At 68.5% G+C, this 22,903-nt stretch carries 18 protein-coding genes; 11 read left to right on the forward strand and 7 right to left on the reverse strand.

All coding sequences use genetic code 11. The features are described from left to right. Positions 1 to 13: 13 nt before the first annotated feature. The 4 genes from ACZ0AE_RS01855 to ACZ0AE_RS01870 form a co-directional block, all read right to left on the reverse strand. Entirely contained in the window at positions 14 to 862 is an 849-nt protein-coding gene (locus tag ACZ0AE_RS01855) for a MurR/RpiR family transcriptional regulator (protein ID WP_038690872.1), read from the reverse strand. A 139-nt stretch (positions 863 to 1,001) separates the two neighbouring features. Next, a complete protein-coding gene (locus ACZ0AE_RS01860) occupies positions 1,002 to 2,108 on the reverse strand; it encodes a dipeptide epimerase (RefSeq protein ID WP_463600243.1) in 1,107 nt (368 codons plus the stop codon). Continuing rightward, positions 2,105 to 3,553, reverse strand: coding sequence for a C40 family peptidase (locus ACZ0AE_RS01865; RefSeq protein WP_463602048.1), 1,449 nt, complete (start codon positions 3,551 to 3,553; stop codon positions 2,105 to 2,107). Before ACZ0AE_RS01865 ends, ACZ0AE_RS01860 begins: the two co-directional genes overlap by 4 nt. Positions 3,554 to 3,597: 44 nt before the next feature. Then, on the reverse strand, positions 3,598 to 4,044 hold the full coding sequence (locus tag ACZ0AE_RS01870; RefSeq protein ID WP_463600244.1) for a hypothetical protein: 447 nt from the start codon (positions 4,042 to 4,044) through the stop codon (positions 3,598 to 3,600). Positions 4,045 to 4,179: 135 nt separating this feature from the next. On the opposite strand from ACZ0AE_RS01870, the gene ACZ0AE_RS01875 reads away from it, so the two are divergent. The 10 genes from ACZ0AE_RS01875 to hglS all read left to right on the forward strand — a co-directional run bounded on the left by ACZ0AE_RS01875 (position 4,180) and on the right by hglS (position 15,713). Beyond that, on the forward strand, positions 4,180 to 5,682 hold the full coding sequence (locus tag ACZ0AE_RS01875; protein ID WP_463600245.1) for a transglutaminase-like domain-containing protein: 1,503 nt from the start codon (positions 4,180 to 4,182) through the stop codon (positions 5,680 to 5,682). A 43-nt stretch (positions 5,683 to 5,725) separates the two neighbouring features. Further along, the gene (locus ACZ0AE_RS01880; RefSeq protein WP_463600246.1) at positions 5,726 to 8,725 is read left to right on the forward strand and encodes a TonB-dependent receptor; all 3,000 of its coding nucleotides are present in this window, start codon (positions 5,726 to 5,728) and stop codon (positions 8,723 to 8,725) included. A 4-nt stretch (positions 8,726 to 8,729) separates the two neighbouring features. After that, positions 8,730 to 10,286, forward strand: a complete 1,557-nt coding sequence (locus tag ACZ0AE_RS01885; RefSeq protein WP_463600247.1) for a serine hydrolase — start codon at positions 8,730 to 8,732, stop codon at positions 10,284 to 10,286. 10 nt (positions 10,287 to 10,296) lie between these two features. Then, positions 10,297 to 10,971, forward strand: a complete 675-nt coding sequence (locus ACZ0AE_RS01890; RefSeq protein ID WP_463600248.1) for a M15 family metallopeptidase — start codon at positions 10,297 to 10,299, stop codon at positions 10,969 to 10,971. A gap of 58 nt (positions 10,972 to 11,029) precedes the next feature. Next, the gene (locus ACZ0AE_RS01895) at positions 11,030 to 11,407 is read left to right on the forward strand and encodes a hypothetical protein (protein WP_038690862.1); all 378 of its coding nucleotides are present in this window, start codon (positions 11,030 to 11,032) and stop codon (positions 11,405 to 11,407) included. A 221-nt stretch (positions 11,408 to 11,628) separates the two neighbouring features. After that, positions 11,629 to 12,045 carry an EF-hand domain-containing protein gene (locus ACZ0AE_RS01900; protein WP_038690861.1) on the forward strand — a complete coding sequence of 139 codons (417 nt, stop codon included), beginning with the start codon at positions 11,629 to 11,631 and terminating at the stop codon, positions 12,043 to 12,045. Positions 12,046 to 12,157: 112 nt separating this feature from the next. Then, positions 12,158 to 12,571 carry a hypothetical protein gene (locus ACZ0AE_RS01905; RefSeq protein WP_463600249.1) on the forward strand — a complete coding sequence of 138 codons (414 nt, stop codon included), beginning with the start codon at positions 12,158 to 12,160 and terminating at the stop codon, positions 12,569 to 12,571. 48 nt (positions 12,572 to 12,619) lie between these two features. Further along, entirely contained in the window at positions 12,620 to 13,369 is a 750-nt protein-coding gene (locus ACZ0AE_RS01910) for an HAD family hydrolase (protein WP_463600250.1), read from the forward strand. 31 nt (positions 13,370 to 13,400) lie between these two features. After that, positions 13,401 to 13,949, forward strand: coding sequence for a hypothetical protein (locus ACZ0AE_RS01915; RefSeq protein ID WP_463600251.1), 549 nt, complete (start codon positions 13,401 to 13,403; stop codon positions 13,947 to 13,949). 402 nt (positions 13,950 to 14,351) lie between these two features. Continuing rightward, positions 14,352 to 15,713 (forward strand): 2-oxoadipate dioxygenase/decarboxylase HglS, encoded by a 1,362-nt coding sequence (gene hglS, locus ACZ0AE_RS01920; RefSeq protein ID WP_463600252.1) that lies wholly within the window; start codon positions 14,352 to 14,354, stop codon positions 15,711 to 15,713. Between the two features lie 863 nt (positions 15,714 to 16,576). Here hglS and ACZ0AE_RS01925 read toward each other — a convergent pair. After that, positions 16,577 to 18,091, reverse strand: a complete 1,515-nt coding sequence (locus tag ACZ0AE_RS01925) for an acetyl-CoA hydrolase/transferase family protein (protein WP_463600253.1) — start codon at positions 18,089 to 18,091, stop codon at positions 16,577 to 16,579. Between the two features lie 574 nt (positions 18,092 to 18,665). Here ACZ0AE_RS01925 and glnE point away from each other — a divergent pair. After that, positions 18,666 to 21,488 carry a bifunctional [glutamate--ammonia ligase]-adenylyl-L-tyrosine phosphorylase/[glutamate--ammonia-ligase] adenylyltransferase gene (gene glnE / locus ACZ0AE_RS01930; RefSeq protein WP_463600254.1) on the forward strand — a complete coding sequence of 941 codons (2,823 nt, stop codon included), beginning with the start codon at positions 18,666 to 18,668 and terminating at the stop codon, positions 21,486 to 21,488. On the opposite strand, the gene ACZ0AE_RS01935 is transcribed toward glnE, so the two are convergent. After that, complete coding sequence (locus tag ACZ0AE_RS01935) at positions 21,433 to 22,215, reverse strand: hypothetical protein (RefSeq protein WP_463600255.1); 783 nt, start codon at positions 22,213 to 22,215, stop codon at positions 21,433 to 21,435. The genes glnE and ACZ0AE_RS01935 overlap by 56 nt on opposite strands. A 59-nt stretch (positions 22,216 to 22,274) precedes the next feature. Then, complete coding sequence (locus tag ACZ0AE_RS01940) at positions 22,275 to 22,829, reverse strand: queuosine precursor transporter (protein WP_038690846.1); 555 nt, start codon at positions 22,827 to 22,829, stop codon at positions 22,275 to 22,277. Positions 22,830 to 22,903 lie beyond the last annotated feature (74 nt).

Below are 22,903 nucleotides of genomic sequence, written 5' to 3' on the forward strand. Positions count from 1 at the left end.
GGACTCCAGAAGATCAGGTGTCGATCAGGTGTTCGATCCGTTCCAGGTTCACCCCGAGCTGGCGGTGGCGGTCCGGGTTGGCATGGCACAACAGCACGAAGACAAAATCCAGCAGGGACTGCAACGAAGCACGGTACAGCAGCTGGGCCAGGTGCGGCGCCGGGTCGTGCGCGCACAGCACCAGTGAGGCATCAGCGTGCGCGCGCAGCGGGTTGGCGCTGTGCCGGGTGATCGACACCACCTTGCCGCCCACGTCCTGGAACTGGCGCGACAGTTGGAACAGCTGCGGCAGCTTGCCGAACTCGGAAAACACCAGCATCACGTCGTTGGCGCGCGCCGCCGACAGGTTGGCCATCATCAGGATCGGGTCGGCGTGGTGCACGGTGAGCATGCCCAGCAGCGACAGCCGCATGGCGAACTCGCGCGCATACAGGCCATCGTCGCCCAGACCGTAGACGAACACCTTGGGCGCGGCGTCGATCAGCTGCACGATGGCCTCGACGTCGGCCTGCGGGTTGGCCACCCGGGTCTCTTCCTCGGCGGCGGCCTTGCTCAGGCGCAGGCGCTCGGCGAGGCTGGTGTAGGCGTTGCTGTCTGCCGCGGCAGGCGCCTGGGCCTGGGTGCCGTTGCCGGCGCGGGCCACCGCTTCGCCGATGGAGTACTTCAGGTCCGGGTAGCCCTTGAAGCCCAGCTTCTGGCTGAACTTGACCACGCTGGACTGGCTGATCCCCAGCGCGCTGGCCAGCTGCTGGGACGAGTAGTCGCGCAGCAGGTGGGCATTGTCGAGGATGAAGTCGGCGATGCGGCGTTCGATCGCCGACATGTGGTCACGCTCGGAGCGGATTTTCACCAGAGGGGGCATGGGTGGGGCATCAGGTCCGGAAAGGAGAGAATACGCAAAGCGCCCGGTAGAGCCGACCGTTGGTCGGCTGCGCACGCCGGAATTGCGCGAAGAGCAGCCACCCATGGGGTGGCTCTACCCGCAGGTGGTACAGGCAGCGTCACCACCGCGGCGGCGTGATCATCTCCAACCCCCGCACCTCGGTGATGCCCAGCCCCGGCGCGTCGCTGATGGTGATCTCCGATTCATTGAAATTCACCCCGCCGCTGACCGGGTTGAACTGCCCCAGCGACGGTCCGTCCAGGTCCACCTTGGTGATCACATCGCTCTTGGCCACCGCCAGGTGCACGGCCGCTGCCACGCTGATGCTCGACTCGATCATGCAGCCGATCATGCACGGTACCCCGTAGATGGCGGCGATGTCGGCGATGCGGATCGCGTTGGACAGCCCGCCGGTCTTCATCAGCTTGATATTGATGATGTCCGCGGCGCGCTGCTGGATCAGGTCGACCACCTGGCCGGGGTTGAACACGCTCTCATCGGCCATCACCGGCGTGTTGACCCGGTCGGTGACGTACTTCATCCCGCTGATGTCGGCGGCCTTGACCGGCTGTTCCAGCAGCTCCAGCACGACCCCGGCTTCTTCCAGCGTGCGCATCGCGTGCACCGCCTGTTTGGCGGTCCAGCCCTGGTTGGCGTCCAGGCGCAGCAGCGCACGCCCCTGGACGGCGGCGTGGATCGCCTTGACCCGCTCGATGTCCAGCCCGATGTCCTTGCCCACCTTGATCTTGAGCGACTCGAAACCGCGTTCGATCGCCGACAGCGAATCGGCCACCATCTTGTCGATGTAGTCCACGCTGATGGTGATGTCGGTGGTGATCACCGGGTCGCCACCGCCCAGCATCTGGTACAGCGGCGCCTTGTGCAGCTGCGCCCACAGGTCGTACACCGCGATCTCCACCGCCGCCTTGGCGCTGGTATTGCGCTCCATCGCGCCCTGGATCAGCGCGCACACATGGTTGAGGTTGGCCACGTCCTGGCCGATCAGGCGCGGCTTGATGAAGCTGTTGATGGCCTCGACGATCGAGCCGTGGGTATCACCGGTGATGACCGCGGTGGCCGGCGCTTCGCCGTAGCCGGTATGGCCGGTGTCGGTGCGCACCAGCACCACCACGTCTTCCACCGTATCCACGGTGCGCAGCGCGGTCTTGAACGGGGTCTTCAACGGCACGCGCAGCATGCCAAGTTCGATATCGGTGATCTTCATTCAGGAGTCTGGGCTCGAAGGCGCTGGATGTTGGTGATGCGGTCGATGTAGCGCACGGTGTCGCTGGCCATCATCGGCTCCAGCGGGGTCACCGACACACCGTTGAGGTGCGCCTGCACGCGGGTCCCGTCGGCGCCGAACCAGCTGCCGCCGGCGGTGTCGTGGATCACCCAGGTGCGGCCGTCCACATGGCCGATGGCGACCATGACGTGGCCGGGGATATAGACCAGGTCGCCCACCTGCAGCTGGTTCACCGCCGTGGTGCGCCGGGCGCTGCCGTCCTTGCCGGTGAAGGCGATGCGATCCAGCGCCGGGCTCACCGCCTGCGCGCTGGTGTTGCGCGGCATCAGCACGCCCACGCTGCGGTAGATCTCCGACACGAAGCCGCTGCAGTCGCGGGTGTCGTAGTCGTGGCCCCAGCCGTAGCGCTCGCCGAGGAACTTGAAGGCCTGGGTGAGCAGGGTCCGCGGGGTCAGCGGCAGGTAATCGGCCGCACTGTCCTGCGAGCGCGGCAGCAGCGCCGGTACCAGCGCCAGGCGGCCATCGTCATTGCGCACCGGCAGCTGCAGTACGTAACCGGCGTGCGCCTGCTGGCCGTTCACCGGCGTGCCCGGCGGCCAGTCGGCCAGCACCGGCAGGCGCACGCCCATGTCCAGCTGCAGGCGCGACACGCGCGGTTCTTCCGGCGTGTAGGCGGTGAAGGCGGTCGCGCCGGTGATCACCCGGTACGGCCCGTGCTGGCCGTAGCCGAGCACCGTGGCTGCATCGCCGATGCCAACGAAGCGTTTCTCGATCCACGCCGCATAGCGTTCGCTGGTGACGAACAGCCATTGGCCATCGGCGCTTTCATGCATCACCGCCACCGCGTCACCGGGGAACAGCGCCGATTCCTGGAAGCGGTCGATATCGGTGTCGCCCTGGGTGGTGAACACCCGCAGCGAAGTGGGGAAGGCGCGCAGTGCGGCGCGATGGGTGACCAGGCCGTACTGCAGCGCGCGTTGTGCGGGAATGGCCGACAGCGCCAGGTTGTCCAGGCTGGCGGTGCGCTGCGCAGCACCGAGCGGCTTGCCATCCACACCGTACAGGGTTTTCTCCGGCCACTTCGACAGTGCCTGCACCGCGGCCAGTACCTGTGCACGCGGCAGCTGTGCGGGCAGCGCGCGCAGGTCGTGGATGGAGGCATCTTCGGCGCGCATGCGCGCGTTCTGCGCCTCGATCTGGGCGCGGTCCAGGATCACCGCATCGGCAGTGGGCAGGCGGGCGGCCCAGTACTGCGGGGTGAGGTAGGCCTCATGCAGGTCCACCACATACGGCAGCGGCGCGCCCGGGTCGGGCTGGCCAGGCGCGCTGCCGTCGGCGGCCCATGCCGGCGCGCCGGCCACCGCCAGCAACAGTGCCAGCACGCGTTTGGCGGCGGGCCAGGGGGCAGGGCGGAAACGGGTCATGGCGGCACTGTCCTCGGTGGGCGCGCAGGTGGCGGCGGCGCGGGTCATGCCGCCCACTCCGTGGCCACATCGGCCGCATAGCGCGCCGGTAGCGAAGGCGCCGCGCGGTAGTGGGTGCCCATGCGAACGTAGGCGTGCGCGCGCCAGGGGAACTGCGCGATGGCGGTCGCAATGGTGGCTTCCAGCGCCGCCAGGTCGGTCCAGGTGGTGCCACAGCTGCCACAGCCCCATACCGGCGGGTGCAGCGTATCGACCCAGCAGGCATCGCCGGTGCAGGCGCGTTCCGGGCAGGGCAGGGAGGGCGTGGGGTCGGCCGGGCGCGCGGCGCCGGGCTGGGTAGGGTCCACGGCGGTGCCGTGATAGCAGTGCGGGCAGTCCAGCATCACCAGGCGCATGCCCTTGGCGCGGGAGGTATCGAACAGCACGGCCTGCGCCCCGGTCGGCACGAAACCGGCCTGGCAATGGTCGCAGCGCAGCTCTGGATGATTCATGGGGCGCGTCCTCCAGCGGCGGCGGGTGTCATGGAATACTTATTCCTTTCGCTGTGGAATGCAAGAATAAATTATTGACCGGCGTCACGGCCCGTGTTACACAGCCCTTACCACCCGCGCTGGGGAAGTGTCGCTGTGGATCGTGCCGTTCGCAAACCGCTTGTGCCTATCGCCGCCAGCCTGCTGGTGGCGGCGCTGCTGTCGGTGCCGTCGGCCCAGGCGGGGCGCGCCGACGCGGGCACGGCAGACGACGCGGCAGAGCGCGCGCGTGTCGCCGATCTCATCGATGCCGGGTACTTCGCCCGCGCCGAGCAGCGCATCGCCGCGCACGGCAGCACGCCGCCAGCGGCGTACGACGAACACACGCTGGCCTTCCAGCGCGAGCGCATGCGGCGGATCCGGCTGGATTTCAGCCTGGACACCGCCGCGGCCAAAGACGCCGTGCGGCGTTCGATTCCGGACCTGCGCGACGACGAATTCGAGCGCTGGGACCGGCAGGGGCTGCTGGAGCATCTGGACATCGACGGCACCCGGTTCTACTTCAAGCGCGCGCCGTCCAATCTGTTCCGGCTGAGCGATGAAGCACGTGCGCGCCGCCGTGCCGACGCACCGCTACCCAGCGACGGTCCGTTCGAACACCTCACCCCGTACCACGCCAACGTGGTGGAGGCGGCCACGGCATCCGGGCAATCGTCGGTGCTGCCGCAGAGGGTGGAAGTCACCCAGTCGCTGACGGTGAAGGCCGATGCGGTGCCCGCCGGCACCACGCTGCGCGCGTGGATTCCGTACCCGCGGGCCATCGCCGGCCAGCAGGAACAGATCCAGTGGCGCGGCAGCACGCCCGGCCAGGCGCGCATTGCCCCGGCCAGCGCGCTGCAACGCACCGCCTACCTGGAGGGCACCGCGGTGGCCGGGCGGCCCACCCGTTTCGAGATCCGCTACGCGCTCACCGTGCAGGCCCGGCACACCCGCATCGACCCGACCGTGGTGCGGCCCACGCCCACCGACGCGGCGCTGGCCCCGTACCTGGCCGAACAGCCGCCGCACGTGCGCTTCACCCCGGCCCTGCGGCTGTTCTCCGACCAGGTGCTGCAGGGCGAAACCCGTCCCTACGAGGTGGCCCGCCGGCTGTTCGATGCGGTCGACCGCATTCCGTGGGCCGGCGCGCGCGAGTATTCCACCCTGACCAACATCAGCGACTACGCGCTGCACGCCGGCCACGCCGACTGCGGCCAGCAGACCCTGCTGCTGATCACCCTGCTGCGCATGAATGGCATCCCCGCGCGCTGGCAGTCGGGCATGGTCTACGCCGACGACGCGGTGGGCTACACCAACCTGCACGACTGGGGCGCGCTGTACCTGGCTCCGTATGGCTGGGTGCCGATGGATGTCACCACCGGCCGCCTGGACAGCCCGCAGCCGGCGCTGCGCGATTTCTACTTCGGCGGGCTTGATGCCTACCGCATCGCCTTCAACGACGCCGTCAGCCAGCCGCTGGTCCCGGCCAAGCGCTTCCCGCGCTCGGACACCGTGGATTCGCAGCGCGGCGAGGTCGAGTGGGACGGCGGCAACCTGTACTTCGATCAATGGAACTACGACTTCCAGTCGCACATCGTGCCACTGGCGGTGAAGCGGTAAACGGCACCATCCACGATTCCATATCTGCAGGAGAGAGCAGGGAATGAACACGAACAGGTTGAAGCGGGCGGCGCTGTGCGTCGCGTTGGGGGCGTGCCTGGGCACGTTGGCGCCGGTGGCGATGGCGCAGGACGGCGCGGTGGTGGGCAAGCTGCTCACCGACCCGGGCCAACGCCTGGACAACGCCACGGTGACGGTGCGCAACCCGTCCACCGGCTTTGTGCGCTCGGTACGCGCCGAGGCCAATGGCAGCTACCGCATTCCGCTGCTGCCGGTGGGCACGTACGAGCTGGAGGTAGCCGTTGCCGGTGGCGCGCCTACCCGCGTGGGCCAGATCAACGTGGGCCTGGGCAGCGCCACCACGGTCAACGTGCCGGTGAGTGGAGTGAGCACGCTGGGGGCGGTGGAAGTGCGCGCGCCGCAGGTGGTGTCGATGGTGGATGTGAAGTCCACCGAGTCGGCCACCAACATCACCCGCGAAGAACTGTCGCGGCTGCCGGTGGACCGTGATATCACCGCCGTCGCGCTGCTTGCGCCCGGCGCGGTCAAGGGCAAGGGTTCGCTGGGCGGGCAGGGCATTTCCTTCGGCGGCTCGTCGGTCGCCGAGAACACCGTCTACATCAACGGCCTGAACGTCACCGACTTCTACAACCGGGTGGGCTTCTCCTCGGTGCCGTTCGGCTTCTACCAGGAATTCCAGGTCAAGACCGGCGGCTACTCGGTGGAGTTCGGGCGCAGCACCGGTGGTGTGATCAACGCGGTGACCCGTTCGGGCAGCAACGACTTCCAGGCCGGTGCGCAGCTGGTGTTCGAACCGCGCGCCTGGCAGTCGCAGGCACGCGACCGCTACACCGCCGATGGCAGCCGCTATATCACCGCCAGCCGCGACGACTACAGCCGCAGCGCACTCAACGTGTTCGCTTCCGGCGCGCTGGTGCAGGACAAGCTGTTCTTCTTCGGCATGTACGAAGCGCGCGACTACACGCCCCATTCCACCAACGACGCCGGCACCGTGTTCAACGCCGGCAAGGCCGACGACCCCTTCTGGGGCGGCAAGCTGGACTGGCAGATCACCGACAACCAGATGCTGTCGCTGTTCGGCTTCTCCGACAAAAGCGACACCATCACCGACGTGTACCGCTACGACTACGCCAGTGGTCGTGCGGTGGGTGACAGCACCAACCAGATCTACAACACCGTGGGCGGCAAGAACTGGTCGGGCACCTACAGCTGGCAGGTCAACAACGACCTGACCATGAAGCTGATGTACGGCGAGAACAAGCGCAACCGCTCGCAAAGCAGCCTCATGGACCAGAATTGCAACCGCGTGTTCGACAACCGCACCGCCAGCCAGGGCGTGCCCACCGCGCTGCAGGGCGACCGCAGCTGCACCAGCAGTTCGCAGCTGGAATCGGCACTGGATACCCGCAAGGCCGCGCGTGCGGATTTTGAATGGTCCATCGGTGACCACCTGCTGCGCTTCGGCCTGGACCGCGAAGAGAACACCTCCGACTACGAACGCGCCTACCCCGGCCCGGGCGGGTTGCGCTACGACGTGTACTACCGCACCCCGGGCAGCTCGCTCAACGGCGGCGTCGTGCCAGCCAGTGGGCTGGTGGCGCGCACCCGCCGCTATGAAGTGGCCGGTTCGTTCGAGACCATCAACTCGGCGTACTACCTGGAAGACAACTGGCAGGTCACCCCGAACTTCCTGCTGAACATCGGCGCGCGCGTGGAAGGCTTCGACAACAAGGGCGGCGACGGCAACAGCTACATCAAGATCGACAACATGATCGCCCCGCGCCTGGGCTTCTCCTGGGACATGCGCGGCGACGGCACCACCAAGCTGTTCGGCAACCTGGGGCGCTACTTCCTGCCCGTGGCCAACGTGATCAACATCAAGCAGGCCGGCGGCTTCCTGGACGAGCGCACCTGGTATGAATTCCTGGGCTACTCCGGCGCGGCCAACAACGTGCCCGGGCTTGGCGGACAGATCGGTCCGGTGGACAACTCGCAGGGCGACGGCAGCGTGCCGGACCTGCGCGCCGAGGTGAACCGCGAGATGGACCCGGTGTACCAGGATGAAGCAATCCTGGGCTTCCAGCACATGCTGAGCGAATCGTGGTCGCTGGCCGCCAGCGTCACCTACCGCCGCCTGAACAACGCCATCGACGACATGAACATCACCGCCACCGGCCAGTGCGGTGCCATTGACGGTGTGTGGATCATGGGCAACCCCGGCCGCACCAACACCGTGTGGGGCGACAGCAACTGCGACGGCAGCAACGATGCCTGGATCGATATCGACACCTCGCGCGAAGGCTGGGCGCTGTACGACGATGACGGCAACTACGTGGGCCAGCGCGGCTGGGTCAAGCCCAAGCGCGACTACAAGGCGCTGGAACTGCAGGTGGACCGCGCCTGGGACGGCACCTGGGGCTTCAATGCGTCCTATACGCTGGCTTATGGGCGCGGCAACGCCGAAGGCCCGGTCAACTCCGACACCGACTTCGCTGATTCCGGGCGTACCGAAAACTTCGACAACCCGTGGGTGAACTACCGCGGCTACGGCTACCTGGCCAACGACCGCCGCCACCAGTTCAAGTTCCGCGGCAGCTACGCGCTGACCGAGAACCTCACCGTGGCCGCCACCCTGGGCATCCAGTCGGGCAGCCCGATCACCCGCTTCGGCGCCGGCAACCCGTTCGACGACACCGACTTCCACAGCTATTACGTGTGCGTGTCCAACTGCCAGGCCACCGTGCCGTCCGAACGGGTGTTCGTGCATTCCCCGCGCGGCGGCGATGGGCGCACGCCATGGACCTACGACCTGGACATGAGCATTGCCTACAAGGTGCCGGTGCCGCAGGACATCAACCTGAAGCTGGCCGTGTACAACGTGCTCAACCAGCAGCGCATCGTGTCGGTGGACCAGGACTACGAACCGCAGGACAGCATCGGTACGCTGAACCCGATGTACGGCTACGGCACCGGGTTCCAGTCGCCGCGCTATGCGCAGCTCACGGTGACCTGGAACTACTGATGGGATGACCGCGATGACGCTGCACCGGTGGCGTGCCCTGGTGGTGGCGCTGGCTGTTTCAGCCAGCGCCACTGCGGCGCCCGCACCGCCCTTCCAGCCGATGTTCGACCAGGCCCGGCAGCACTACGCGCTGCCGGGCCTGGCCATGGCCGTGGTGGAAGACGGGCAGGTGGTCTACCAACACACCGCCGGCGAGCGCCGCATCGGCACAGGTGAGGCCATCGATGAGAACACGCTGTTCAAGATCGCCTCCAACAGCAAGGCGATGACCGCCGCGCTGCTGGCACGGCTGGTCGACCGCGGTGCGTTGCGCTGGGACGACCCGGTGATTCGATACCTGCCGCAGTTCCGCATGCACGACCCGTGGGTGACCGAGCACATGCAGGTCCGCGACCTGCTCATCCACAACAGCGGCCTGGGCCTGGGCGCCGGTGACCTGATGCTGTGGCCCGAGCCCAATGCCTTCACCCGGCAGGACATCATCGCCGGGCTGGCGCATCTGAAACCGGTCACCAGCTTCCGCAGTGGCTACGCCTACGACAACCTGATGTACGTGGTGGCCGGGGAGGTCGCCGCGCGCGCGGGCGGCAAGCCGTACGACCAGTTGCTGCGCGAAGAGGTATTCGTGCCGCTGGGCATGCAGCGCTGCCAGGTGGGGGCGTGGTCGGTGGCGGCGGTGGGCAACGTGGCCCAGCCGCACGCACGCCGCGATGGCCGCAACGTGGTCACCCAGCCCGATGCCGACACCAGCCCGGACCTGGCGTCCATGGCCGCTGGCGGCATCCGCTGCAGCCTCAAGGACATGACCCGCTGGATGCAGGTGCTGCTGGACCCGGCGCAGGTGCCGGGCTGGCTCAGCGATGCCCAGCGCCGCGCGCTGTGGACCGCGCACATGCCGATGCCGATCGGTGCGCGCCAGCGCCAGTGGGACAACGCGCACTTCGCTGCGTATGGTTACGGCTGGCGCTTGTCGGACCTGGACGGCCAGTGGAAGGTGGCCCACACCGGCACGCTGTCGGGCATGTATTCCTCGCTGGCGTTGCTGCCGGACCGGCGCGTGGGCGTGGTGCTGTTGATCAACGGCGATGCCGAAGACGCCCGCACCGCCTTGATGCAGGCCGCGCTGCGGCACTACACCGCGCCCGATGACACCCGGGGCGTGCTGGACTACGCACGCCTGCTACGCGACGAACAGCAGCAACGCCGGAACAGCGGCCACGTGCGCCCGGACACGCGTGCGCGCGCACCGGCCAGTCTGCAGACCACGGCCGCCTGGCAGGGCCGCTACCGCGACCCGTGGCTGGGGCCGGCCCGTGTGTGCCCGCACAATGGCCGGCTGCGTTTCCAGGTGGAGAAGTCGCCGCAGCTGCAGGGCACGGTGATGCAGCTGGGTGCGCGCTGGCTGGTGCAGTGGGATACGCTCGGGGCCGATGCCGAGCCCTGGCTGCAGCCGCAGCCGGGCACGCCGCCCACGCTTGCACTGCGCGCCATCGACCCGGATATCGACTTCAGCTATGACTACCAGGACCTGCAGTACACCCGCATCGGCGATTGCCCGTAGCGCCTTGCTGATGCTGGCCGTCGTCGGCGGTGCGCAGGCGCAGCCGGTAGAGGTATCCCCCGCGCGCACCGTCGAGCAGGCCGGGCTGGTCGACCTTGCCCGCCTGGTGCCCGACATCGCACTGGACATCCGCTACGCCGGCAGCAACAACTTCACCGCCCGCCCCGTGCCCGGCTACGCCGCGCCCAAGTGCCTGCTGCTGGCCCCGGCGGCCACCGCGTTGGCCGCGGTGGAAGCGGACCTGCGGGCCGAAGGCTACCGGCTGCGCGTGTTCGACTGCTACCGCCCGGCGCAGTCGGTCACTGCATTCGTGGCCTGGGCCCACGACCCGGCCGAACAGTCGCGCAAGGCGCTGCAGTACCCCGACCTGGACAAGCCAGCACTGCTGGGCGGCTACATCGCCGAGACCTCCGGCCACAGCCGCGCCGCCACCGTCGACCTGACCCTGCTTGATTGCCGCACAGGCCCCTGCAGCGCGCTGGACATGGGCACCGACTTCGACTTCTTCGGCCCGCGTGCGCATACCGATGCGGCAGACATCAGCGCCCTCCAGCGCGCCAACCGCCAGCGGCTGGTGCAGGCGATGGCCCGGCACGGCTTTGCCAACTATCCGCTGGAGTGGTGGCACTACACCCTCCGCCCCGAGCCGGACCCGCACACCGCCTACGACGTGCCGGTGCGCTGAACGCCGGGGGCGCGGGCCGCGCCGCTACACTGTGGCCTGACCTGCCGCCCGGACCACGATGAACCTGCCGCTGCACTTTGGATTGCTCGGAACCCTGGAAGCAGGGCTGATCGCGCTGCTGGTCGGTCTGCTGGTGTATGCGCTGTGGCACCGCCTGTGCCGCGCGCTGGGCTGGACCGCCGGGCACGCCATCGGCTGGGCCTGCGTGATGGCGGTGGTGGTATCGGCCGGCATCGATGCGTGGAAGCTGTTCTACATGGGCATGATGCGGTTGGAGTCGCCGCTGTACGCGCGGTTGTTCCTGGCCGGCATCCACGATCCCAACGAACTGGGCTCACGGGTGGTACTGGAAGTGGCCGGCGCCCTCGGCGGCGTTGCACTGGGCTGGATGATATTCAGTTCGCGCTCAGGCGAAAAAAGCGCCAGCGAAGGCTGACATTCCGTTTGCATCCGGTTAAATCCGCGCCGGTTGAATGCTCTGCTTACTACCTGCTCACCTGCACATAACCTGTGCGGTAAACGACGCGCGTGGACACGTGGTTAAGACCGCGTGCGCAGGCCGGTTGCGACGCAAAGTTGATTCACAAACGGGGTGGCAGTGTGGGGCCGTGCGGAAACAACGAACCGTGCAACACCCCAATAGCAGGAGACCACCCAATGACTATTCGCAACCGCAAGCCCCTGATCGCCCTGATCGTCGCCGCAGGCAGTGTGCTGGCCATTCCGGCGATGGCCCAGTCCGCGCAGCAGAGCGCCGCGCAGGCACAGAACCAGGCCGCGCAGGCCCAGCAGGCAGCGGCGCAGGCCGGCCAGGCGGCAGATTCGGCCGCCGGTGCCGCCGCGCAGGCGTCGCAGCAGGCCAGTGGTGGTGGCCAGACGTGGGCCAGTGTGGATACCGACGGCAACGGCACCATCAGCAAGACCGAAGCACAGGTCAATGCGGGTCTGGCCCAGGTGTTCGACCAGGCCGACAGCAGCAAGGACGGCGAGCTTTCGCCGGACGAGTACAAGGCGTACGTGGCGGCCCAGCAGGGCAAGGCCGCCAGTGGCAGCGGCGCACAGCCGGGCAACTGATCCACGTGCAGCATGCAGTGCACTGAGCGCAAGGGCTGAACACCGCTGGACACCGGTGAACGGCAGTGAGGGGTTGGGCGGCTTCGGCCGCCCTTCTTTTATGATGGACAGCATGGATCATCCCGGCCGCCGGCCTCCCTTCGACGTCTACCTGCCCGTTCCGGGCGAACCGCCGCCGCAGCGGGTGTCGCACCTGGCACCCGGCGAAGTGGTGGTGGTGACCGGTGCCTCGCCGGGCGGCTGCGCCGAATCGATCGCCTTCGACGACCACGGCCCGCGCTGGGCCAACGCGGCCCTGCAACAGGTGCTGGGCGAGCTCAACACCCGCGGCCTGCCATTCCAGCACCAGCCGCATGATCCCGAAGGCCCGGCCGCGCTCATGGCGTGGTGGCAGGAGACCGGGCAGCTGGCCAGCAGCTACCGCCAATTCAGCTGGCAGGGCCCGGGGCAGTGGTTGCTCACCCGCATCGAGCTGCCGCAGCTTGGCGTGCTGGGCTGGGACGGCCCGCGGCCGTTCGGCCAGTGAGCCGATGATGTCATTGGGCTGGCGCGGCGCTGTTGCTATCCTTGCCCGATGATGACCTCCTCGTCCGCGCCCACCGGCGCCATCGGCCTGGTCGGTTTTGACGGTGACGACACGCTGTGGAAGAGCGAAGACTATTACCGCAAGGCCGAGCAGGATTACCTCGCCATCCTGTCGCGCTACATCGACGTGCACGACACCCAGACCGCACGCCACCTGCTGGAAGTGCAGCAGCGCAATCTCGGCGTGTTCGGCTACGGGGTGAAGGGCATGACCCTGTCGATGGTCGAAGCGGCCATCGAGATCACCCAGCAGATGATCACCGCACGCGACCTGCAGCAGATCCTGGATATCGGCCATGACACCCTGCGCCACCCGGTCGAGCTGATCGATGGCGTGCGCGAGTCGGTCACCGAGATCGCGCGGGACTACCCGGTGGTGCTGATCACCAAGGGCGATCTGTTCCACCAGGAGGCCAAGATCAAGCTGGCCAACCTGCGCGACCTGTTCCCGCGCATCGAAATCGTGTCCGAGAAAGACCCGGAAACCTACGCGCGCGTGCTGGAAGAATTCGACCTGCCGATCGAGCGCTTCTGCATGGTCGGCAACTCGCTGCGCTCGGACATCGAGCCGGTGATCACCCTGGGCGGCTGGGGCATCCACACCCCGTACGCGGTGACTTGGGCGCATGAAACCCAGCACGGCGTGGCCGACGACGAGCCGCGCATGGTCGACGCCCCGACCGCCTTCGACTGGCCGCAGGCCCTGCGCGTCATCGAAGCCAAGGCAACGCAGGCCTGACCGGCATGCAGCGCTGCGGCGGTGTCGTCCCATGACCCTGCGCACGGTGCTGGTGCTGCTGGTGCTGATGCTGCCGTGGGCGGCATCGGCGCAGCAGACCGCGGAGAAGTCCGAAGCCTATGTGGTCGACACCGGCGATGCCTGGGTGGACGCCCAGCTGCAGGACATCAACCACTACGCCGAACGCTACCCGGACAGTTTCCTGGACGAGGTGGCGCGCTATGCCGGCGTATCACGCGGCTACATCGCCGCGCTGATGTACACCCACGGCTGGCAGGCCGGTGACATCTACTTCGCCTGTTTCTGGGCACATGCCATCGAGCGCGGGTGCCGCGACAGCGTGCAGGCCTGGAGCCGTGCGGTGCCGGAAGAGGGCCAGCCCAAGCGCTGGGAGGACGTGGTGGCCGCGCTGCCGGTCACGCCGACCAACCTGCACTGGCGCGCGCTGCGCCACGCCATCGTGGCCAGCCACGACCATTGGGACCGCCCGATCAAGCTTGACGCCACCCTGCAGCGCCAGCTCGGCGACCGCGCCCAGCGCCAGCGCGCGGCAGGCAATCCCACGCCTTCCGCGCGCTGAGTTTCTGCGCAGCCACCCATGGGGTGGCTCTACCCGGCCGGTGGCCCAACCCACGCCATGCGCGGCTTCGATCCCACCCGGCACCCCAATCGCCGCCCACGCGGTAGAGCCACCCCATGGGTGGCTGCCCTTCGCGCCCATCGCATTCCGTGCAGCCACCCATGGGGTGGCCCAACCCACGCCATGCGCGGCTGCGATGCCACCCGGCATCCCAACCGCCGTCTACGCGGTAGAGCCACCCCATGGGTGGCTGCCCTTCGCGCCATCGCATTTCGCGCAGCCACCCATGGGGTGGCTCTACCCGGTGACCCCTTTGCTGCTGTGCAGATCGCGGTAACCCCCGCGCTCGGCGACAATGCGCGATTGCTGCACCTTCCCCCGTGATCCGTTGCCGAGTACGTAATGAGCGCCGACCGTTTCGTTTCACCCGACGATATCCGCAGCCTGTTCGCCCAGGCCATGTCCACCATGTACCGCACCGAGGTGCCGTTGTACGGCACGCTGGTGGACCTGGTGGCCGAGATCAACGATGCCGTGCTCACCGCCAACCCGGCACTGGCCGAGCAGCTGGACCGCACCGACGAACGCACCCGCCTGGACCAGGAGCGCCACGGCGCCATCCGCGTGGGCACCGCCGAGGAACTGGCCACGCTGGGCCGCCTGTTCGCGGTGATGGGCATGCACCCGGTGGGTTATTACGACCTGTCGGTGGCCGGCGTGCCGGTGCACTCCACCGCGTTCCGCCCGCGCACCGCGAAGGCGCTGGCGCACAACCCGTTCCGGGTGTTCACCTCGCTGCTGCGGCTGGAGTTGATCGAAGACGCCGCGCTGCGTGACGAATCTGCGCGCATCCTGGCCCGGCGCCGCATCTTCACCGACACCGCGCTGGCCCTGATCGACCAGGCCGAGCGCGACGGTGGCCTCCGCCAGGAAGACGCCCGCCGCTTCGTCATCGAATCGCTGGAGACGTTCCGCTGGCACGGCGATGCCACCGTGTCGCTGGCCACCTACCACGCGCTGCACGACGCGCACCGCCTGATTGCCGACGTGGTCAGCTTCCGTGGCCCGCACATCAACCACCTCACCCCGCGCACGCTGGACATCGACGCCGCCCAGGCCGCCATGCTCGCGCGCGGCATCGACGCCAAGGCCGTGGTCGAAGGCCCGCCGCCGCGTCGCTGCCCGATCCTGCTGCGCCAGACCAGCTTCAAGGCACTGCAGGAAACGGTGCACTTCCCGTCTGGTGAGGCGGCCGACGCCGGCACCCACACCGCGCGGTTCGGCGAGATCGAACAGCGTGGCCTGGCACTGACGCCCAAGGGCCGCGCGCTGTATGACCAGCTGCTCGCCCAGGCACGCGACAGTGGCGGTGCCGGCAGCACCGGGCAGGATTACCCGGCCCGCCTGGCCGCCGCGTTCACCGCGTTCCCGGACGACCACGCCACCCTGCGCCGCGAGGACCTGGGCTACTACCGCTACGCCCTCACCGACGCCGGCCGCGCCGATCCGGCCGCCATCGGCGACCTGCCGGCCGAGGCCCTGATCGCCGCCGGTCTGGCCAGCGCCGACCCGATCGTCTACGAGGATTTCCTGCCGGTCAGTGCCGCGGGCATCTTCCAGTCGAACCTGGGCGGTGAAGAGCAGCGCGCGTATGCCGCCCACGCCAACCGTGAGGCATTCGAGCAGGCGCTGGGCATGCAGGTGGAAGACGAATTTGCGATCTACGAACGCCTGCAGGCCGAATCGCTGGCGACGCTGCGTTAGGGTCGCATCCCGATCGACCGCCGTGGCATCTGCCGCGTTCGGTGATGGCATGACGCTGGCCGGGGAAGGCGTTTGCTGCGTTCCGGGGTCATGCGTTACCGGATGCTGATCGGTTCACGGCGGTCGTTTGGGAACCGACCCTACCGCTGTGACCCGCGCCTTTCGCGGGAGGGGCAGCACGCGTGGTGTGCGCGACGCCAAGGTAGGGTCGCATCCCGATCGACCGCCGTGGCATCTGCCGCGTTCGGTGATGGCATGACCTTGGCCGGGGAGGGCATTTGCTGCGCTCCGGGGTCATGCGTTACCGGATGCTGATCGGTTCACGGCGGTCGTTTGGGAACCGACCCTACCGCTGTGACCCGCGCCTTCCGCGGGAGGGGCAGCACGGGTGGTATGCGCGACGCCAAGGTAGGGTCGCATCCCGATCGACCGCCGTGGCATCTGCCGCGTTCGGTGATGGCATGACCTTGGCCGGGGAGGGCATTTGCTGCGCTCCGGGGTCATGCGTTACCGGACGCTGATCGTTTCACGGCGGTCGTTTGGGAACCGACCCTACCGCTGTGACCCGCGCCTTCCGCGGGAGGGGCAGCACGCGTGGTATGCGCGACGCCAAGGTAGGGTCGCATCCCGATCGACCGCCGTGGCATCTGCCGCGTTCGGTGATGGCATGACCTTGGCCGGGGAGGGCATTTGCTGCGCTCCGGGGTCATGCGTTACCGGACGCTGATCGTTTCACGGCAGTCGTTTGGGAACCGACCCTACCGGCAGTATCGCGCCAAGGAGGGGGCGCTTCGTTCCGACATGCGGATGCAACCGATGCAGTGCATAAAGAAAAAGCCGGGCATTTGCCCGGCCTTTCTGGATCATGCCTTCATCGTCCCGGTATCCAACCACCGCTGGTGCCACGACAACGCTTCGGGCAACAGATGCGGGGTGTGCTTGCCGTAACTGTCGCGGCTGGCGCGGTCGAAGTAATCGTTCAACTGATCGCGGAAATCAGGATGCGCGCAGTTGTCGATCACCACCCGCGCGCGCTTGCGCGGGGTCAGCCCGCGCAGGTCGGCCAGGCCCTGTTCGGTCACGATCACCGACACGTCGTGCTCGGTGTGGTCCACGTGGCTCACCATCGGCACGATCGCCGAGATGCTGCCGTTCTTGGCCGTGGACGGGCTCAGGAACGCCGACAGGAACCCGTTGCGCGCGAAGTCGCCCGAGCCGCCAATGCCGTTCATGATCCGCGTGCCCATCACATGGGTGGAATTGACGTTGCCGTACAGGTCCGCTTCGATCATCCCGTTCATGCCGATGCAGCCCAGGCGGCGCACCAGTTCGGGATGGTTCGAGATTTCCTGCGTGCGCATGATGATGCGCTCGCGGTAGAAATCGATGTTCGCCTTGAACGTTTCATTGGCCTGCGGGCTCAGCGCGAACCCGGTGCACGAGGCGTAGCTCAGCACCCCGTCGCGCAGCAGGTCCAGCATGCCGTCCTGGATCACCTCGGTGAACGCGGCCAGGTCGCGGAAGCCGCTCTTGGCCAGCCCGGCCAGCACCGCGTTGGGAATGTTGCCCACGCCGCTCTGCAGCGGCAGCAGGTTGGCCGGCAGCCGGCCCTTGGCCACTTCGTGCTTCAGGAAGTCGATCAGGTACGCGGCGATCTGCTCGCTGGTGGTGTCGATCGGGCTGAACGGGCTGTTGCGGTCCGGGCCGTTGGTGCGCACCACCGCCACGATCTTGTCCGGGTCGCAGCGCAGCGAGGTCTCGCCGATGCGGTCGTTGGCGTGCACCAGCGGAATCGGCTTGCGGTGCGGCGGCAGCGCCGTGCCGTAGTAGATGTCGTGCATGCCGTCCACGCCGGCCGGCTGCCATTCGTTGACCTCGATGATCACCTTCTTGGCCAGGTCCAGCCAGGTCTTGTTGTTGCCCACCGACGTGGACGGCACCAGCGAGCCGTCCTCGCGGATGCCCGACACTTCCACCACGGCCGTGTCGATGTCGCCATAGAACCCGAACCACACATGCTGGGCCACGTGGCTGAGGTGGATGTCGATGTAATCCAGCTTGCCCTCGTTGATGCGGTTGCGCGCATCCGGGTCGCTCTGGAACGGCATGCGCATGGCGATGCCGTCGGCCTTGGCCAGTGCACCGTCCAGCTCCGGGGCGGTGGACGCGCCGGTCATCAGACTGATCTGGAAGGGCAGCCCCTGGGCATGCACCGCCTCGATGCGCTGGGCCAGCGCCACCGGCACCGCCTTGGGATAACCTGAACCGGTAAAGCCGCTCATGGCGACGGTTTCACCCGGCTGGATCAGGGCGGCGGCAGCTTCAGCGGATACAACGCGGTCACGCAGACGCGCGTTGGCAATGCGATCGACAGACATGACGACAACGTTTCTGGGGGGATCTGCATTATCGGCGATCCACGCCGCAGGGGGTGTGCGACCAAGGTGGGATGGCGCCTCGGGCTATCGGCACTCCCTGTTCAGTTTTGCAATGACTTCTGTACCCGCAAGTATTGTTTTGCAGTGCAGCGTGCAACTTTTCCGAGGACCCTAGAAGATCGACCTGCATCCCGACGTGGGGGAGGGAGCAGAGCCCGCTGGCAGTTCGCTGCAAGCGGGCTTTTTATTGCCTGAAATTCGGCAACCGCCCCGTAGAGCCGGGCTCTGCCCGGCTGCTCTGCGCTCCAACGTAGCGTCATGAACGCCCGATCCAAGCCGGGCAGAGCCCGGCTCTACGCAGCATCTCGCTGGCGGGGCGGGGGCTCCATGGCCGCGGACACGTCCACCGCCGACAAACCCGGTAGGGTCGGATCCCCATCGACCGCCGCCCCAGCCCATCACCGCCGCGAACGCATGACCTCGGCCGAAGAAAGCCGGACGCAGGTATCGCCACCGTCCCGTTTCGCGCACCCGGCAATACGTAGGCACCCCCAGCGCCCTGCATAATCCCTGCATGCCGATTCCCGCCGACGCTGTCCCCGCCGCCCTCGTTCCCCTCGTCGACCGCGCCCTGGCGCGCCTGGCCCTGTCGCTGGCCGACAGCGGCAGCTGGCCACCGCCGGCCGAGGTTCTGGACCAGGTACGCCTGCTGGCCATCACCAGCGATTTCGCCATCGACACCCTGTGCCGCCAACCGGCGCTGCTGGCCCACCTCATCCAGCCCGGCTGCCCCCCGCTGGCGCGCCCCGAGCTGGACCCCCAGCACCCCAGCGACTGGCCGCAGCGCCTGCGCCGCTACCGCACCGCCGCCTCCACCCGGTTGATCTGGCGCGACCTGGCCGGGCTCGACGACGTGCCCGCCACCCTGGCCGGCGCCACCGCCCTGGCCGAAGACTGCCTGGGCATCGGCCTGGCCGCACTCGAGCAGGAATTTGCCACCCGCCATGGCGTGGTCCGCGCCGCCGACGGCAGCGCCCAGCAGTTGGTGGTGTTCGGGCTGGGCAAGCTGGGCGGCGGCGAACTCAATTTCAGCTCCGACGTCGACCTGGTCTACGCCTACCCGCAAGGCGGTGAATCCGACGGCGCGCGCCCGCTGGCCGCCGAGGAATACTTCGCCCGGCTCGGCCAGCGCCTGGCGCGGCTGCTGGACGAAACCACCGTGGACGGCTTCAGCCACCGCGTCGACCTGCGCCTGCGCCCGTTCGGCAGTGCCGGCCGGGTAGCGCTGTCGTTCGCCGGCATGGACCAGTACTTCCAGCGCGAAGGCCGCGACTGGGAACGCTACGCCTGGCTCAAGGCGCGCGCGGTGGCCGGCGACATCGCCGCCGGTGAAGCGTGGCTGCAGACCCTGCGCCCGTTCGTGTACCGCCGCTACCTCGATTTCACCGCGCTCGATGGCCTGCGCGAGATGAAGGCGGCGATCACCGCCGAAGTCTCGCGCCGGGAAATGTTCGACGACATCAAACGCGGCCCCGGTGGCATCCGCGAAATCGAATTCCTGTGCCAGGCCCTGCAGCTGATCCGCGGCGGCCGTGAGGCCAGCCTGCGCGAACGCCGCCTGCTGCATGCGCTGCCCGCGCTGGTGGCGTGTGGGCAGATGGCCGCGCAGGACGGTGAAGACCTGCTGCACGCGTACGGCTTCCTGCGCCGGCTGGAAAACCGCCTGCAGATGCTGCGCGATGCCCAGACCCACGCGCTGCCTACCGACCCCACCGACCGCCTGCGCATCGCCACCGGCCTGGGCTACCCCGACTGGGACGCGCTGATCGCCGCGCTCGACGCGCAACGCACCCGGGTCAGCACCGAATTCGGCGCACTGCTGGCACCGCGCAAGGGCCAGGCCGCGCCCGATGCGCTGTCCAACTACTGGCGCGGCCTGCCCGACAACGGCAGCGCCGAGATCCTCGCCGATGCCGGCTTCCACGACCCGCACAGCGCCGACCAGTCGCTGCGCGATTTCGCCCAGTCGCTGGGCGTGAAGTCGCTGTCCGACAGCGCCCGCGCGCGCTTGGACCGCGTGTTGCCGGCGCTGCTGCACGCCGCCACCCGTTCGCCCCAGCCCGACGCCGCGCTCAAGCGCGTGCTCGGCCTGCTGCAGGCCATCCTGCGCCGCACCAGCTACCTGGCGCTGCTGGACGAACAGCCCAGCGCGCTGGCGCGGCTGGTGGACGTACTGGCGCGCAGCGCGTTGCTGGCCGAACGGCTGGCCGCCTACCCGCTGCTGCTGGACGAGCTGTTGGACGTGCGCGTGTCCGGGCCGATGCCCGACGCCGACGCGATGCAGGCCGAGTGCGATGCCGCACTGGCCGTGGACGACCCCGAAGCGGCGCTGCGCCTGCTCAACGAAACCCGCCTTGCCCTGAGTTTCCGCATGGCGCTGGCCACCCTCGACGGCCGCCAGCGCGCCGTGGACAGCACCCGCCAGCTGGCCGAACTGGCCCAGGCAGTGGTGGTGACCGTGCATGCCATGGCCGCTGCCGACATGCACGCCGCCCACGGCGGCATTCCCGGCGGGCGGTTTGCGATCATCGGCTACGGCAGCTTGGGGGGGCTGGAACTGGGCTTTGGATCGGACCTGGACCTGGTGTTCCTGCACGACCACCCGGCTGACCAGGACAGCAGCGACGGCAAGCGCCCGCTCGATCCGGGCCGCTGGTATGCACGCCTGGCACAGAAGGTGATGGCTCTGCTGGGCGCGGTCACCGCCGCGGGTCGGCTCTACGACATCGACGTGCGCCTGCGCCCGGACGGCGGCAAGGGCGCGCTGGTGTCCTCGCTGGCCAGCTACACCGAGTACCAGCGCGAGCGCGCGTGGACCTGGGAACACCAGGCCTTGGTACGCGCACGCGGCATCGCCGGCGACGCCACTCTGCTGGCCGATTTCGAACGCGTGCGCGCGCAGACACTCGCCCGCCCCCGCGATGCCGACGTGCTCTACGCCGACGTCATAAAAATGCGCGCACGCATGCGCACCGAACTGGACCGCAGCGACGCCGCGCGGTTGGACCTGAAACAGGGCGCCGGTGGCATTGTCGACCTCGAATTCCTGCTGCAGACCGGCGTCCTCGACAGCGCCGGCGCGCACCCGCAGGTACTGGAACCGCGCGACACCCCGCGCCTGATCGACGCCCTGGCCAGCATCGCCTGGCTACCCGGCGGCACCCGCCAGGGCCTGCATGACGCGCACGCCGCGTTGCTGGACGTCGGCCTGGCCTGCACCCTCGACCGCCGCCCGCGCCTGGCCGCGCCCACACCCGTGCTGGAAGAAGCCCGCGCGGTCATCAGCGCCGCCTGCGACGCCGCCGGCCTCCCGTTCCAGACCCCGCACTCCGCGTAGCGCCGGGCGCTGCCCGGCCGGCATCAGGCCCGCGCGTAGAGCCGGGCTCTGCCCGGCTGCTCTTCGCCCGGCACCGCGCAGCCACCCATGGGGTGGCTCTACCCCCCGGCAACACGCGCTGCACCAGGGCCCGGTCGCGTTCGCCACGGCGCAGGATCGCGCGGCGTTGCAGCGCGTCGCGCAGCCGGGGGTCGTCGGCCGCCAGGCCATTGCGCTGGGCGATGTACAGCACCGTCTGCAGCGGCCACGCGTAGAACGCGCTGTGCGCCACCACGTCGTCGATCAGTGCCACTGGCACCGTGCGCCAGGCCAACGCGCGCGTCAGCGCGGCATCGGCCAGGCGGTCGACCAGCTGCTGGGCCAGCGCATCCGCATCGTGGGTACCGGCCCGCACGATCACGCCGCTGTGGCCGGCAAAGCCGGGCATGCCGCCAGCAGTGGACATCACCGCCATCAGCATGTCCGGGTTGGGCAACGCCGAAGCGGTGCCGTCGGCCCACGTCCTGCAGAACGCCAGGGCGGTGGGGCAGTGCACGGTCAACGTTGCCGCCCAGCCCCCTGCCGCACGCAGCGGGTACAGCCCGGCGCTGGCCAGTTCGGTCTTTCCCTCACGCACCACCCAGTCCAGACCGCGCGTACGCACGCCGGTGCAGGTGGCAGCACTTTCGGCCATGCGTACGCGCACCTGGCGCTCCACGGCAATCTTGTAGGTGGCATCGGTTTCCATCGCCACAGCCTGCTGCACCCACCTGCGCACTGTCCAGCCGATGCATCGAAGCAGCGCGTTTACGCCGCGCGCGGCGCCATCTTCCACAGCAACGCGCGGAACGGCGCCAGCAGGAACACACCGATGGTCAGCTTCACCGCCAGGTCGCCCGCGGCCCAGCTCACCCACGGCAAGCTGGAGCCGGCAAACGCGATGCTCCAGAAGATCGTCGTGTCCAGCGTGGCGCTGCAGGTGGTGGCCACCATCGGCGCGCGCCACCAGTGCCCGCGGCGCAGCCGGTCGAACACGGTGATGTCCAGCAGCTGCGCGGCAATGAAGGCCAGGCACGACGCCACGGCGATGCGCGGCGTGGCGATCCAGATTGACAACACCACCGCCAGCGCGAACCCGGCCCACGCCACCTTGCGCGCGGCCTGCGGCCCGAAGCGCCGGTTGATCAGGTTGCTCACCAGGAACGCCACCGGGTAGCTGAAGGCGCCCCAGGTCAGCCAGTCGTTGATCGGGTACTGCACCAGCACGTTGCTGCCCAGCACCACCGCGCCCATGGCCAGCACCGCCAGCAACAGCGCGCGCGGGGTCAACGGGGCAAAGGTGATCGAAGGACGCACAGACATGGCGCACCGGGGGAAGTCAGGGAAGCGGCGGATTATCCGGGCTTGGGCGACGCGGGGCCACCCCGGGCCGGTTC

The sequence above is a fragment of the Stenotrophomonas sp. AC248 genome, from assembly GCF_979258185.1.

What these genes read in the sequence shown, in the direction of transcription:
- ACZ0AE_RS01860 (WP_463600243.1), bottom strand. Translation starts at nt 2,108, where the DNA reads ATGAAGATCACCGATATCGAACTTGGCATGCTGCGCGTGCCGTTGAAG.
- ACZ0AE_RS01890 (WP_463600248.1), top strand. Translation starts at nt 10,297, where the DNA reads ATGCTGGCCGTCGTCGGCGGTGCGCAGGCGCAGCCGGTAGAGGTATCC.
- ACZ0AE_RS01935 (WP_463600255.1), bottom strand. Translation starts at nt 22,215, where the DNA reads ATGGAAACCGATGCCACCTACAAGATTGCCGTGGAGCGCCAGGTGCGC.
- hglS (WP_463600252.1), top strand. Translation starts at nt 14,352, where the DNA reads ATGAGCGCCGACCGTTTCGTTTCACCCGACGATATCCGCAGCCTGTTC.
- glnE (WP_463600254.1), top strand. Translation starts at nt 18,666, where the DNA reads ATGCCGATTCCCGCCGACGCTGTCCCCGCCGCCCTCGTTCCCCTCGTC.
- ACZ0AE_RS01915 (WP_463600251.1), top strand. Translation starts at nt 13,401, where the DNA reads ATGACCCTGCGCACGGTGCTGGTGCTGCTGGTGCTGATGCTGCCGTGG.
- ACZ0AE_RS01895 (WP_038690862.1), top strand. Translation starts at nt 11,030, where the DNA reads ATGAACCTGCCGCTGCACTTTGGATTGCTCGGAACCCTGGAAGCAGGG.
- ACZ0AE_RS01905 (WP_463600249.1), top strand. Translation starts at nt 12,158, where the DNA reads ATGGATCATCCCGGCCGCCGGCCTCCCTTCGACGTCTACCTGCCCGTT.
- ACZ0AE_RS01855 (WP_038690872.1), bottom strand. Translation starts at nt 862, where the DNA reads ATGCCCCCTCTGGTGAAAATCCGCTCCGAGCGTGACCACATGTCGGCG.
- ACZ0AE_RS01940 (WP_038690846.1), bottom strand. Translation starts at nt 22,829, where the DNA reads ATGTCTGTGCGTCCTTCGATCACCTTTGCCCCGTTGACCCCGCGCGCG.
- ACZ0AE_RS01870 (WP_463600244.1), bottom strand. Translation starts at nt 4,044, where the DNA reads ATGAATCATCCAGAGCTGCGCTGCGACCATTGCCAGGCCGGTTTCGTG.
- ACZ0AE_RS01910 (WP_463600250.1), top strand. Translation starts at nt 12,620, where the DNA reads ATGATGACCTCCTCGTCCGCGCCCACCGGCGCCATCGGCCTGGTCGGT.
- ACZ0AE_RS01925 (WP_463600253.1), bottom strand. Translation starts at nt 18,091, where the DNA reads ATGTCTGTCGATCGCATTGCCAACGCGCGTCTGCGTGACCGCGTTGTA.
- ACZ0AE_RS01885 (WP_463600247.1), top strand. Translation starts at nt 8,730, where the DNA reads ATGACCGCGATGACGCTGCACCGGTGGCGTGCCCTGGTGGTGGCGCTG.
- ACZ0AE_RS01900 (WP_038690861.1), top strand. Translation starts at nt 11,629, where the DNA reads ATGACTATTCGCAACCGCAAGCCCCTGATCGCCCTGATCGTCGCCGCA.
- ACZ0AE_RS01880 (WP_463600246.1), top strand. Translation starts at nt 5,726, where the DNA reads ATGAACACGAACAGGTTGAAGCGGGCGGCGCTGTGCGTCGCGTTGGGG.
- ACZ0AE_RS01865 (WP_463602048.1), bottom strand. Translation starts at nt 3,553, where the DNA reads ATGACCCGTTTCCGCCCTGCCCCCTGGCCCGCCGCCAAACGCGTGCTG.